The 13,221-nt window shown below is 47.8% G+C and carries 12 protein-coding genes; 10 read left to right on the top strand and 2 right to left on the bottom strand.

The window, feature by feature from the left end:
- Positions 1–347 precede the first annotated feature (347 nt).
- From grxC to C1H71_RS15785, 4 genes are all read left to right on the top strand, one after another.
- Positions 348–605, top strand: coding sequence for a glutaredoxin 3 (grxC, locus tag C1H71_RS15800; RefSeq protein WP_130107407.1), 258 nt, complete (start codon positions 348–350; stop codon positions 603–605).
- 103 nt (positions 606–708) lie between these two features.
- Complete coding sequence (secB, locus tag C1H71_RS15795) at positions 709–1,179, top strand: protein-export chaperone SecB (protein WP_130107406.1); 471 nt, start codon at positions 709–711, stop codon at positions 1,177–1,179.
- Positions 1,160–1,606, top strand: coding sequence for an SH3 domain-containing protein (locus C1H71_RS15790; protein ID WP_130107405.1), 447 nt, complete (start codon positions 1,160–1,162; stop codon positions 1,604–1,606). The genes secB and C1H71_RS15790 overlap by 20 nt, the downstream gene beginning before the upstream one ends.
- On the top strand, positions 1,603–2,595 hold the full coding sequence (locus tag C1H71_RS15785; RefSeq protein ID WP_130107404.1) for an NAD(P)H-dependent glycerol-3-phosphate dehydrogenase: 993 nt from the start codon (positions 1,603–1,605) through the stop codon (positions 2,593–2,595). The genes C1H71_RS15790 and C1H71_RS15785 overlap by 4 nt, the downstream gene beginning before the upstream one ends.
- Positions 2,596–2,753: 158 nt before the next feature.
- Here C1H71_RS15785 and C1H71_RS15780 read toward each other — a convergent pair whose 3' ends face one another.
- Positions 2,754–4,115 carry a DUF1501 domain-containing protein gene (locus C1H71_RS15780; protein ID WP_130107403.1) on the bottom strand — a complete coding sequence of 454 codons (1,362 nt, stop codon included), beginning with the start codon at positions 4,113–4,115 and terminating at the stop codon, positions 2,754–2,756.
- Positions 4,116–4,124: 9 nt separating this feature from the next.
- Positions 4,125–5,879: a DUF1800 domain-containing protein gene (locus C1H71_RS15775; RefSeq protein ID WP_188053352.1), complete on the bottom strand. Its 1,755-nt coding sequence runs from the start codon at positions 5,877–5,879 to the stop codon at positions 4,125–4,127.
- A gap of 399 nt (positions 5,880–6,278) precedes the next feature.
- On the opposite strand from C1H71_RS15775, the gene C1H71_RS15770 reads away from it, so the two are divergent.
- The 6 genes from C1H71_RS15770 to C1H71_RS15745 all read left to right on the top strand — a co-directional run bounded on the left by C1H71_RS15770 (position 6,279) and on the right by C1H71_RS15745 (position 13,197).
- Positions 6,279–7,199 carry a branched-chain amino acid transaminase gene (locus tag C1H71_RS15770; RefSeq protein ID WP_130107401.1) on the top strand — a complete coding sequence of 307 codons (921 nt, stop codon included), beginning with the start codon at positions 6,279–6,281 and terminating at the stop codon, positions 7,197–7,199.
- Between the two features lie 74 nt (positions 7,200–7,273).
- Positions 7,274–7,474 carry a zinc-finger domain-containing protein gene (locus C1H71_RS15765; protein WP_130107400.1) on the top strand — a complete coding sequence of 67 codons (201 nt, stop codon included), beginning with the start codon at positions 7,274–7,276 and terminating at the stop codon, positions 7,472–7,474.
- Between the two features lie 116 nt (positions 7,475–7,590).
- Positions 7,591–8,598, top strand: a complete 1,008-nt coding sequence (waaF, locus tag C1H71_RS15760) for a lipopolysaccharide heptosyltransferase II (RefSeq protein ID WP_130107399.1) — start codon at positions 7,591–7,593, stop codon at positions 8,596–8,598.
- Between the two features lie 42 nt (positions 8,599–8,640).
- A complete protein-coding gene (locus C1H71_RS15755; RefSeq protein ID WP_130107398.1) occupies positions 8,641–9,048 on the top strand; it encodes a hypothetical protein in 408 nt (135 codons plus the stop codon).
- 168 nt (positions 9,049–9,216) lie between these two features.
- Entirely contained in the window at positions 9,217–10,509 is a 1,293-nt protein-coding gene (gene aroA / locus C1H71_RS15750) for a 3-phosphoshikimate 1-carboxyvinyltransferase (RefSeq protein WP_130107397.1), read from the top strand.
- Positions 10,510–11,673: 1,164 nt separating this feature from the next.
- Complete coding sequence (locus C1H71_RS15745; protein ID WP_262488311.1) at positions 11,674–13,197, top strand: glycoside hydrolase family 19 protein; 1,524 nt, start codon at positions 11,674–11,676, stop codon at positions 13,195–13,197.
- Positions 13,198–13,221 lie beyond the last annotated feature (24 nt).

The raw sequence follows: 13,221 nt of genomic DNA, 5'->3' as shown, positions 1-13,221 counted from the left end.
AGTACTTACTGGCTTACTTTATTCAGAGCAACCATCGCTGGTCACTCCTTACTAATGCAAGCACTTGTTCGCTTCCGAATCAAGCACTCACACTCATCGACTGTATTTTTTTAAAGATCATTCGCTACTGCTAGAGCACCGTGTTGCTGTGTGCGCTGCAGCGAGAGGCCGAAATATACGGGCCTTGCCGGACTAGGTCAACCACTATTACGCACTTAAAACCAACAAAACACCTAAGTCTTTGTTTTTTTAAAAAAATGAAACATCCAAAAGTTGGCATCTTGTAGAATAGCCATTTGCCCTCATCTGTACTTGTATTACAAAATGATGATTAAAGGACCCACAAAATGGCCCATGTTTTAATGTATAGCACTGGGGTCTGCCCTTACTGCGTGATGGCTGAGCGTTTATTAAGCAAAAAAGGCGTTACGGAGATTGAGAAAGTACGGATTGATCTAAATCCTGAGCGCCGTGATGAGATGATGACCCGTACTAATCGTCGCACTGTGCCGCAGATTTATATAGGCGAGCGCCATATTGGTGGTTTTGATGATTTAGCTGCGCTAGATCATGCTGGCGAGCTGGATGCTTTATTAGCTGCGTAATACAATCAAACCGAGACAGACGGTAGTAATCTACATACAAATCGTGCGATGATTTCGCCTCACGTTTTACCCCACCTATATAAATATAAGATAAGGATTTGCCATGAGCGAACAACAACAAGAGCTTCAGCCCGTTTTTGCTATTCAAAAACTTTATGTAAAAGACATTTCACTTGAATCCCCCAATTCACCACAAGCCTTTTTAGAACAAGCTGAGCCTGAATTTAATATTCAGTTCCGTAATCAAGCTCGCAGCTTTGACAATGGCTTTTTTGAAGTGTCACTGACTGTCACTGCACAAGCAACAGTGGAAGACCGCACGATTTTCTTAGTTGAAGTAACCCAAAACGGTTTATTTAATATTGAAAATGTTCCTGAAGGTGAAATGGATCCGCTATTAGGCATTGGCTGCCCAAGTATTCTGTTCCCTTACCTTCGCGAAGCGGTATCTGACTTAACAACGCGCGCTGGCTTTCCACCACTGATGTTGCAACCGATTAATTTTGAAGCAATCTACTTGCAACAACGTCAGCAAGCAGAAGAGCAGGCCGCGAATGCACAAACCACTCATTAAACTGAGTGTGATCGCTGCGTTGGTTTTATCGGCCAACGCGGCCTTTGCGCTTGAGTATCGTTCTGTGGCTCGCCATGGCACTGTGTTATCTGAAGCCCCAAGCAATGAAGCAAAAAAGCTTTTTCTAGTCAGCAAAGGCATGCCACTTGAGCTACTTGCTGAGCAAGGTGACTGGGCAAGGGTGCGGGATAAAGCGGGCGGCCTAGCTTGGCTGAAGAAAAGCGAGTTATCGGCTAAGCATACGGTGCAAGTTTTGCGCGAAGCCAATATCTATAAAATGGCTGATGCTAAATCACCGTTACTTTATCGAGCAGGTAAAGATCTACTCTTAGATTTACAAGACAACACCCGCACTGGCTGGCTAAAAGTTCGGCATCGTGACGGTGTTATTGGCTTTATTCGTATTGAGGAAGTGTGGGGCGTATGAAATTAGCAGTATTGGGTGCAGGCTCTTGGGGGACTGCACTGGCAATTCGTTTTGCCGATCAACACCAAGTAACGCTTTGGTCACGCGATGCGGACCAAGTGACTGAAATGCAAGCATCTGGTGCTAATTCTCGCTATTTAGCTAATGCAGCCTTCCCAAGCACCTTATCGGTAACGCATGATTTAAGCAGCGCCGTTAAAGAAGCCGAGATGGTACTGATTGTAACGCCGATGTCTGGTCTGCGCAGCTCGCTAAAAGCTTTGCATGGTATGGACTGCAAAGCTGCCGTACTCTGGGCATGTAAAGGCTTAGAAGCAGGCACGATGCTGTTGCCCCATCAAGTTGCAGCGCAAGAAATGTCTGATGATGTGCCACGCGGGATGTTATCTGGGCCGAGTTTTGCTCAAGAAGTTGCCCAAGGGTTACCTGCCGCCGTTACGATCGCCTCAAATAATGCGCAATTTGCCCGCCTCACCGTGACCGAGCTCAACACCTCAGTATTACGCCTCTATGCCAGCGATGATTTAATTGGTGTAGAAATTGGTGCAGCGGTTAAAAACGTCATTGCGATTGCAGCTGGAGTTTGTGATGGGTTAAAGCTAGGGCTAAATGCCCGTGCAGCCCTGCTCACCCGTGGCCTTGCTGAAATGGCTCGTTTTGCCAGTGCGCTAGGTGGCAAAACCGAGACCATGATGGGCTTAGCAGGAATTGGCGATTTAATGCTCACAGCCACTGGTGATTTATCCCGTAATCGCCGAGTAGGCTTGCTGCTGGCACAAGGCTTAAACCTTGACGATATTCTCAAGAATTTAGGCCATGTTGCAGAAGGCGTACCTACCGCACGTGAAGTACTGCGCCAAGCTGCGGAGCTGGGTATCGAAATGCCGATTACCGCCGCGGTCTGCAAGATGCTATTTGATAATATGCCAGTACACGATATCTTGGCTGATTTAATGGGCAGAAGCCCAAAGATGGAATCAGATATTTAATAGCTATTCGGTCATATCCATAAATATTTAATCCACGAAAAAACAAAAAACACGAACAGAGTAAATAATCTTGCGTGAGTTTTGTTCTTTTCCTGGATGAGATAAAGTATTTTCTTAGGCTAACTCGAACAGAAAAAAAACGAAGTCTGTAATCACAATCAACGCATGATTTGCAGCGCATCTGCATCAAAGCGCGCCAAAGTGGGCAAGACTAAATAACGGTCTGAGTCTGGCACGCCAAACCACTTGGCTAGGGGCCACGCTAACTGCTCAACCGATAGATCTGGAATATAACGCCCCTGCCCAACATCATCAGCACCGCCAATAATAGGCTCGGGTACTCGACCATAAATTTTACCGCCTGCAACAGCACCACCCATCACAAAATGATGACTCCCCCAGCCGTGGTCGGAGCCATCACCGTTGCTGCTTAATGTGCGGCCAAATTCAGACCCGGTAAAGGTAGTAACTTGATCTTGCAAGCCAAGCTCAATCATTGCGCTATCAAAGGCCATTAACGCATCATTCACCATTTTGAGCTGAGGAGGATGCTTTGCAAGCAAACTATCGTGCATATCAAACCCTCCCAACTGCACCATAAACACCTGACGGTTATTTCCTAATTGAGCACGGGTACTAATCAGCTTTGCCACCATTTTTAAGGAATCTGCCAAGCTATTGCCTGCGGGAAAACTGGTGCTTAAAGCTGGCGCAGCTTTGAGTGCGGCATCAAGCTGCACCGAGGTATTTAATCCTCGCTGCGTGACTTTAACGTACTCGTTTTCTAAGTAATTGGTTTTATTGGTACTCATCAAAACTTTTAATTCATTGATATAGCTAGGGCTAAATAAATTAGTTGAGCCCCACAGTAACTGCGGATTACCCGTAACGCCCACAGTAAAGCTACTCGCCTGCTTGCCGCTTAAATATAAGCCAATCCCCCCTACTGAAATACAGCTCAACGCGGCATTACTATTACCCGCAAGAAATAGATCTCCGATCCGCCCGCCCCAGCCGGAGCTTGCCCCTTCTGCCATAGAGGACATCCAAAAACTTTGCTGATCATTATGTGAAAACAATTTAGGTGGCAGCGCCACGCTACGGCTTAAATATTGTGCCTTGGTGGTGGGCTGGACCAGCGGCCCCATATTGGCAACAACGGCCAAGCGGCCTTGGCCAAACAAAGAGGCTAATCCCGCTAGCTGCGGGGCGAGTGCCATTTGCCTACCATCCGCCAGCAACCCTGGCAATGGCAAGAGCTTATCGCGTGGTGTGGCGATAGATTGACGAATCGTGGCATAGGCTTGATAGTTTTTTAAATCATAAGGGACCATGGTGTTTTGGTGATCATTGCCGCCAGAAAAAAACACGCAGACCAACGCCTTATAATCACTCGGCGCTGTTGCAGCAGCAGCCTCGCTCATTAACGATAAATTAAATGCCATCGGTGCAGCAGCACCAGAGGCGGCCAGCATACCTGCGCGACGTAAGAACTCGCGACGAGAGAGCGTATTATCCATCGGAGTTCCTTACTTTAAAACCAGATATTCTGGATTACTCAACACCATTAGCAACATGGCGACCACACGATTTTTCTTGAAGGATTCTACTTTGGCAGGATTTGTATCCACGATATTGATTTTGTTAATGCTACTCATAATGGCAGCCTTAAGCCCCTCACTGAGCTGACCGCAGGCAAATAAAAGGTTAAACCGCTCAAGCAATATGGCAGGCTGCTCCGCCAACATTTTTTCCTCAAGCAAAAACAACGACAAGCCCGTTTCCTTCTTGTCATTTGCGTTATTGCCATTAGCATCGTTATAAGTACGTAAGGTACTACTTTGCGGATCCATCAGTAGGCTGTACCAATAATTAACCTGCACCAGCGTTGATGTTTCAGAAACGATTTGCATCTCAGGTGCAACCAAGCCCTGCTTGGCCAGCTCGGACCCCGGAGGGGTATAACCTGGCCGAAAAAAATTAAACACGCTCACCGCCCCCAATGGACCTTGACCTAAGCGCCAGCTTGGATCAGTGGTGTTTCCCAATCGCCAAGCCCCGTCTGGGCTGCGGTAATCTAAGGTACGGATCAGCTGTACCAAACGAATCATGGGTTCTCTGTGTTTGCCTACCGCTTGCCCAGTTAAATCAGCAGCAAGCCTAGCTTCTGGATCAAGCAGCACAGCCTTGATGACGGCAGTTAAATCACCTCGAACAGATTGGCCATTATTATTAAACACACTGGCCACACGAAAGATATAAGCCGGAGAAGGATTGCTACATACAAAACGTTGAATCAGCTGCCTGCCAATAAATGGCCCCACATTGGGATGATTAAACAAGGTATCAAGGGCAATTTTGAGCGAGGCTGGACCTGCCGTACCTGCAGGGATAGACGTCCCCAGAAAGTTTTTTTCCAGCAACGAGTGGTTAGCAGCCGCATGGGTCATGGGCTGGTGAGAGACTTCATAATCAGGGCTTGGCACGTTAAATTGCAAGGGGGCTGTCCAACCTGTAAATACCCTAGCTAGATTGCTAACCGTATCCAAAGTATAGGTTTCGATAGGCTGGCCATTACTATCTTTTTTGAGCGAACCATCTAGGTTTAACTCATAAAGGCCAATGGTAAATAGCTGCATGACTTCACGCGCGTAGTTTTCGTCAGGGCGACGACCTTTATTGTCTTCTTTTAAATTACCCAAAGTGCCCAGCATTCTGCCCATTGCTATACTCAGCGTCACATCCTCTAACAACTGCCTAAAATTTCCGAAGGCGTTTTTTTGTAGCAGATCCATAAAATGCGCCATGACCAATGCCTTAACCGGCCCCGCCACATCTACGCCAGAGTAGCTAATCACAAATATTTCAGACAAAGCAAGAGTCATACGCTGCTGTAATGCATCTTTACCAGTAAAAATACTCTGCCAAAGAATATTGGGTAAGACTTGCCAATTTTGAAAAGCAGGCAAATCATTGCTTTTAAGCTGCATGCCGTAAGCCCAACGAGAAGGCGCAGGGGCTTCATTGATTTGTTGGGCCAACCAGCCCTCATACCCCATCGACTTCAGCCTATCAATGTCCTCGTATTTTCCACCAAACCCTGCCTGCGCCAAAAATCGTGACGCCTCAATATCACTCAGTGGATTGGGTACAGGGACAAGAGCGGGGCGACTTGGATCTGACTCAGAGCCACCGCAAGCGGCTAATGCTAAGCTCGCTGTAAGCGCAAGCCCTAGCTCAGCACTCAGCGGTTTTTCTGTTGCTTCAACTAAATCTGCTTCCACGGTATCTCTCACTTTTTTAAATATAAGTCTTTCCTTATGTTAACTCGTGATCAAAAAAATGCGCGATAAATATCTATGAACGGACACCTCAACATCATTTTAAATATTCCTTACGGCATTTATTTTCTAAAAACGATCAAAACCCTTTAAAACAATAAATAAAAGAAAAAACACTTCATTTCACAATATGCCACTCACTTTAATAACGTTTTCATGACAAAATTATTAATAAGCATTGACCGCTTTATCTGCCGCTCTTTGCACAAACACACTACCAAGCCTTATTAACATTGAATTAGCGCATAAAGCAGCCAGCTGGCCCACTAACAGCCAGCCTAATTTCAGTTACAATCAATACTCAATACTTACTCACAAATACTTTGGGCAGGAGTTTGCAATATGTCGATGTCTGATCGCGATGGGCTTATCTGGTATGACGGTAAATTAGTTGAATGGCGCAACGCAACCACACACGTTTTAACCCATACCCTGCATTACGGCATGGGCGTATTTGAAGGCGTACGCGCCTACGAAACCCCCAAGGGCACTGCGATCTTTCGCCTGCACGACCACACTGAGCGCTTGTTTAACTCGGCCAAAATTTTTCAAATGAACATCCCGTTCAGCTTTGAAGAACTGTTCGAAGCACAAAAAACGGTGGTGCGCGAAAACAAACTCTCCTCCTGCTACCTACGGCCACTCGCTTTTGTGGGCTCAGAAAAACTTGGCATTGCGGCCACCGGCAACAGCATCAATGTAATTGTGGCTGCGTGGCCTTGGGGCGCTTACCTTGGCACGGAAGGCTTAGAAAAAGGTATTCGCGTTAAGGTATCTAGCTTTACCCGCCACCATGTCAATGTATCAATGGTGCGTGCTAAAGCCAGTGGTTATTATGTAAATTCGATCTTGGCACACCAAGAAGCCGCAGCAGATGGTTACGACGAAGCCATGCTGCTCGACACTGAAGGCTATGTATCTGAAGGGGCTGGCGAGAATTTATTTATCGTCAAAAAAGGCAAACTGTATACCCCTGATGTTTCTAGCTGTTTGGACGGCATCACCCGCAGCACGGTGATTACGTTGGCAAAAGAAGAAGGCATTGAAGTCATCGAAAAACGCATCACCCGCGATGAAGTCTATACCGCAGATGAAGCCTTCTTTACCGGCACGGCTGCGGAAGTCACCCCGATTCGTGAGCTGGACAATCGCCCAATTGGCATTGGTAGCCGTGGACCAATTACTGAACGCCTGCAAAAACGCTATTTTGATTGTGTGAAGGGTTTAGACCCTAAGCACGAAGACTGGCTAACACTGGTTTAATATTGATGAGGGGGTGGAGTATCCATCCCCGTGAACTATGGTGATGTCATCACCAAGCATGAAAGAGAAAACCCATGGAACTCAAAGAAAACACCCAACGCGAAATCGAAGTACTGGCTAGCGATTTACCCCTACATTGCCCTATGCCAGATATGCTGAGTTGGAACTCCCATCCGCGCGTCTTTTTGCCAGTAGCCAAAAATGGCGAAGCACTTTGCCCATACTGTGGTACGCATTACCGCCTTAAAGCAGGTGAAGTCGTTAAAGGCCACTAAGCCCTTAAAGCGATATGGACGGGGCTCGCGTATTCGACACCCGTCATCCCCTTCCTAAAGCCTGCTAAGCAAGCCATGAACTCATCCTTGGCCTGCTCGTTTCACCTTCAGAGCATATGAAAAAAATCCTGATTATTGCCCCAGCATGGGTAGGCGACGCCATTATGGCGCAGCCTCTTTATCGTCGACTGCATCAGCGCTATCCCGGCCTTACTTTAGATGTACTGGCTCCAGCATGGACGCGCCCCTTGCACGCCCGCATGCCCGAAATCAATGAATCGTTTGATACGCCCTTCGGCCACGGCGAACTCAAGCTGGGTGTGCGCTGGAGCTTAGCGCGGCAAATGAAAAAACGCGGTTACGATCAAGTTATTGTGTTGCCAAACTCGCTTAAATCGGCGCTCCTACCCTTGTTTAGTGGCATCAAAACCCGTACTGGCTGGGTGGGCGAATCTCGTTACGGCTTACTCAATGACACACGGATGCTCGATCCGCTGGCTTTACCTAAGATGGTCGAACGCTTTGCCGCCTTAGCCGAAGACGCGAACCAGCCCCTGCAGCGCCCCGTGCCCTTCCCACACTTGGCGGTCAGCGAGCAAGAACGCAATGCCAGCAGCGCTAAGCTTGGCTTTGATACCCAAAAACCGATGATTGCACTGTGCCCTGGTGCTGAATACGGCCCCGCTAAACGCTGGCCAGGCAGCCATATGGCCGCACTTGCACAAACCTTAATTGACCGCGGTTTTCAAGTCTGTATCTTTGGCTCAAACAAAGACCGCGAGATTGCCGATGAGATTCTAGCCGGCGCACCCGAGGTGATTGATTACTGTGGCAAAACATCGCTTGCAGAAGCGATTGACATGATGTCCTTTGCCCAAGTGGTGGTCAGCAACGACTCTGGTTTAATGCATGTCGCTGCGGCGCTAGAGCGGCCGTTGGTTGCTCTTTATGGCTCCAGCTCGCCAGAATTTACCCCGCCCTTATCTAGCAACGCCACGATTGTGACCTTAGACTTAGAATGCAGCCCTTGTTTTGAAAGGATTTGCCCACTCAAGCATATGAACTGCCTGAATCAGCTGGAGCCGAACAGGGTATTAACAGCAGTGGATTCATTCCTGTCCTAAGCGTATGTTAATTGAACTACTCATTGCGCACTTAGGTACATCATGAACAAATATATTAGTAAAGTAGGCATCGCCTTGGCTTTGCTGATTTCTTCCAACGCTTGGGCTACCGATGGCGTTTCTGTGCAATTTGGACAAGCGGGATTTTATGGGCGCTTAGATATTGGCAACTATCCGCAGCCACAACTGATCTACCGTGAGCCTAGAATTATCCAGCGAGTCTCCGTCGTGCAGCCCCCTTTGTATTTAGTAGTACCACCTGGGCATGCAAAAAAATGGTCTAAGCACTGCGGCAGATACAACGCCTGTTCTAGGCCCGTCTATTTTGTGCAAGAAAGCTGGTACAACCATGAAGTCGTGCCTCGCTACCATGATGCACGTTATCGAGGCAAAGATGATCACGGCCACAAAGGCCACAAACAGCATGGTCATGGGCACGATCGAAAGTAAATCATTTCACGCAGATCATGTCGACAGTCACTGCAGCCATGATCTGTATCACTGTTTATTTTTACCCGCATCTTCACGCACCCGCGTTCTCCCCATAAAATGTGCCTGAATCAAGACGTTGCCCCACCTAAAATAATCATTCAACCGACCTTCAATACGGAATGCCCCATGGAACACAACCTAGACCTAGCCCCTATCGCCCGTGTCAACGGCACCGTTGCTCTGCCTGGCTCCAAAAGCATTTCCAACCGCACGCTCTTGCTTGCCGCTCTAGCCAAGGGCTCCACCACGGTTAAAGGCCTACTGGCTGCAGATGATATCCACTATATGTTGGAGGCACTGAAAGCCTTAGGGATTCAATGGGAGCAACAGGGTGATAGCCGCGATTTCATCGTGCATGGCGCAGCAGGCGTGTTTCCGGTTAAAGCGGCGGAACTCTTTTTAGGCAATGCTGGAACTGCTTTTCGTCCGCTCACTGCAGCCTTGGCACTCAGCCAAGGCCACTATACCTTGAGCGGCGTAGCCCGCATGCACGAGCGCCCAATAGGTGATTTAGTCAATGCGCTACGTGAAGCTGGGGCCTTAATTGAATGCACAGGTGTGGAAGGCTACCCGCCACTGGCCATTAAGCCTGCCAGCTACAACGGCCAAACGATTAAAGTAAAAGGAAATGTATCTAGCCAATTTTTAACTGCTTTACTGATGGCCCTACCCCTCACTGGTGAGGCGGTCACCATTGACGTCATTGGCGAGCTAATCTCTAAGCCCTATATCGACATCACTCTTAAACTAATGGCTAAATTTGGAGTGCAGGTTGAGCAAAATGGCTGGAGTCGCTTCACGATTGCCGCCAAGCAAAGCTACCAAAGCCCAGGCGAGATTGATGTAGAGGGTGATGCCTCATCTGCATCTTACTTTTTAGCCGCTGGGGCCATCGGTGGGGGTAAAGTACGCGTTACCGGCATGGGCGCAGATAGCATTCAAGGCGATAAACACTTTGCCGAAGCGCTGGCCTTAATGGGTGCAGAAATCACCTGGGGCAGCAATTATATTGAGGCGGCACCGCCGGCCAGCGGTCAATTGATGGGGATTGATGCAGATATGAACCATATCCCCGATGCCGCCATGACCCTAGCTATTGCTGCCCTTTTTGCCCAAGGCCCCACTACCTTAAGGAATATTGCTAGCTGGCGCGTCAAAGAAACCGACCGCCTAAGCGCCATGGCCACAGAGCTGCGTAAAGTTGGTGCAATAGTCGTTGAGGGAGAGGATTTTATTACCATTACCCCGCCAGATGCGCTGATTGCCAATGCAGAGATTGATACTTACGATGATCACCGCATGGCCATGTGTTTCTCGTTAGTGGCCGTGACGGGCGTGGCGGTGCGGATTAATGATCCACAATGTACCGCCAAGACTTTCCCAACTTACTTTACCGAACTAGCTAAGATCTCTGTCTAAAAAAACGCCCCCTTGCTTGGTTAAATATCCAAAGCACGGGGGGCAATCAATTTTAGCGATATTTGCCCATGATTTACGCCAGCTCTTGGCTACTTTCCCAAAGGGCAATCGCCCGATTCACCTCCACCACACTGACTTGCCCTGATTTAGAAACCCCACATTACCCTTTTGTTAAAAACTATTGAAAGTATTTGAAAATATATAAGCAAGCTTTAGCCTGAGTAGCCGTAAAAATGGCAGCGTCATCGCTGCCATTTTTTATACCATCGCTTAATACTTAATTAATGCTTTTTATGTACGACCGCTTTACGTTTAGTTGTGTGTTTTGCGCGAGCAGCTTTATGCTGCCCCTTTACAGACTGAGTGTGCCGCGAAGCGCTCCCCACCTTGCCTTTATGCTTCTTTGCCCCCGCTACCGAGCTTCGTTTCTTGGCCGAAGACCTATGTTTCTTACCCGCTCGATGTGATTTAGCTGACATTTTAGTGCTATTTGCCTGCCGTTCTACTGATCTAGACGCAGGTTTACTCACTGCCGTACGTTGAATCACGGGTGCCGCAGAAGGCACATCAAACGGCAAGGGAGCGTCTTCTGCATAAGCAGTAAAACTAATAAATAGAGCGCAGAACAGGGCAAAAACACGCATAAACATCTCAGCAGCAAGTAAATCAACGCTGCAGTATACCGGATTAAAACCCACTATTAACGCCGCCTTAGCCAAAATTAATTGTTCATAGATACCAAAATTATCATAATAGTAATACCACTTATCGCCTAATTAGCCCTAGACCATGCCATCCGCTTGCTAGAAAGCCTTGCCTTATCAATACTCAGCTTTGTGCTGTAATTTAGCGCATCATCCTTAAGCACCCCTAAATAGAAAATTACTAAATACATAATGAATTCGTCATTATTAACATAAAATTGTGCAAAATTAATGTTCCTTATCAAAACCCACTTTTTGCTAAAAAAGCTTCAATACTTATGCTTTAATCATTGACAGTGCAAGTACAAGTGCCAACACAACAAAACCTTACAAAATAATTAAAGATACCACTTAAAATAAACCAGATTGGCGTATAGCCAGCAAATTTTTAAACCTGAGCTTGCACTGAGGCTTAGCCTTAGCGATGCAGCTTAGCATTGCCTGGATGGAGCGAGACCCAATGCAAACCAAGCTACACCTCATGACCCTACTTGCCGCAATGCTGATCAGCGCATCCGTCATAGCCGCAGACTGGAGCGCCAGCAGTACCTACACTGCAGGCAATACGGCCACTTATAAAAGTCAAACATGGAAAGCCAGGACACAAGGCAATCTGCCAGGTGCAGCGCAATGGGGGCAGTGGGAATTAGCCAGTGATAGCACGCCTGTTCCAACACCTGTATTTAGTGAGACCGCTTGTAAAACAGACTGGGTATCCAGCAGTAGCTATATCGGTGGCAGCATCGTTGGCTATCTAGGCCACAATTACACCGCCAAATGGTGGGTTAATGCCGGTGAAGAGCCAGATAAAAGCAGTAATTGGAACGATAGTGGTGCATGCACCGGCTCATCAGGTGGCAGCACCACTCCTTATCCCCCTACCGGTGGCATTCCCACGATGGCGCAAGCTTTGGCACGTGAAGCCGACCTCACTAACAACGATTTTTTCCGCAAAGTAAAAGCATCAGTACGCACCGCCAGCAACACCATTGTGGATGCCGTTGCCCCAGGCAAAAGCGATAACCCGCTGAATGTAAAACGGGTTGAAAGTCTCGTGCCTGAGCAAAAGTTTCAATACTATTTCTCAGTGCGCCATCCTAGTTATACCTATCAGCGCTTCTTGCAAGCCATCGCCAAATTCCCAGGCATTTGCGATGACTACAGCGATGGCCGCAATGCAGACCAAATCTGCCGCCGCTCGCTAGCCACCATGTTTGCTCACTTTGCCCAAGAAACCGGCGGCCATAGCGTCACCCAATACGGCATCGATGAATGGCGTCAGGCGCTGGTGCATGTGCGTGAAATGGGTTGCAACGAAACCGGCACAGGCTGCGGCTACAACACCGAATGCACAGACCCAGTCTTTAACGGCGTATGGACCTGCGGTAAGAATGCGGACGGCAGCTTTAAAAAGTACTTTGGCCGTGGCGCTAAGCAGCTTTCTTACAACTACAACTATGGCCCGTTCTCGCAAGTGATGTTTAGTGGCGACCAAACCAAGCTACTTAATGAGCCAGATTTGATTGCTGAAAGCTGGTTGAATATGGCTTCTGCCACCTTCTTCTTTGTGTATCCACAGCCACCAAAACCATCGATGCTGCACGTGATCGACGGCACTTGGGTGCCGAATGCTCAGGATAAGGCGCGCGGCTTGAGTAATGACTTCCCAACCACGATTCAAATTATTAACGCCGAATGCCAAGATGCAACACTCAAACCAGCTGCTAAAAATCGCATCGACTACTACACCGAGTTTGCGCGTGATTTAGGCTGGGATATCAAGCAAGAATCAATGAACTGCACCAATATGCAGCGCTTCGAAAAAGGCAGCTCCGCCGCCTACCCTATTTTCTGGGAAAAAACTTGGAGTGCGGGGCAAGATAATCAGTGCCAACTGGTCGATTACCAAACGCCATACAACGCACTGATCGAAGGTAATTATGTGAAGTGTGTGGAAAAGAACTGGAATGTGAAGCTGAAATAAAGCACTTTTATTCAGTCATCACAG

The organism is Iodobacter fluviatilis (assembly GCF_004194535.1).
GTDB lineage: Bacteria > Pseudomonadota > Gammaproteobacteria > Burkholderiales > Chitinibacteraceae > Iodobacter > Iodobacter fluviatilis_A.
Note: the sequence above shows the minus strand (reverse complement) of the source record. Positions and strands in the feature narration are given on the sequence as shown.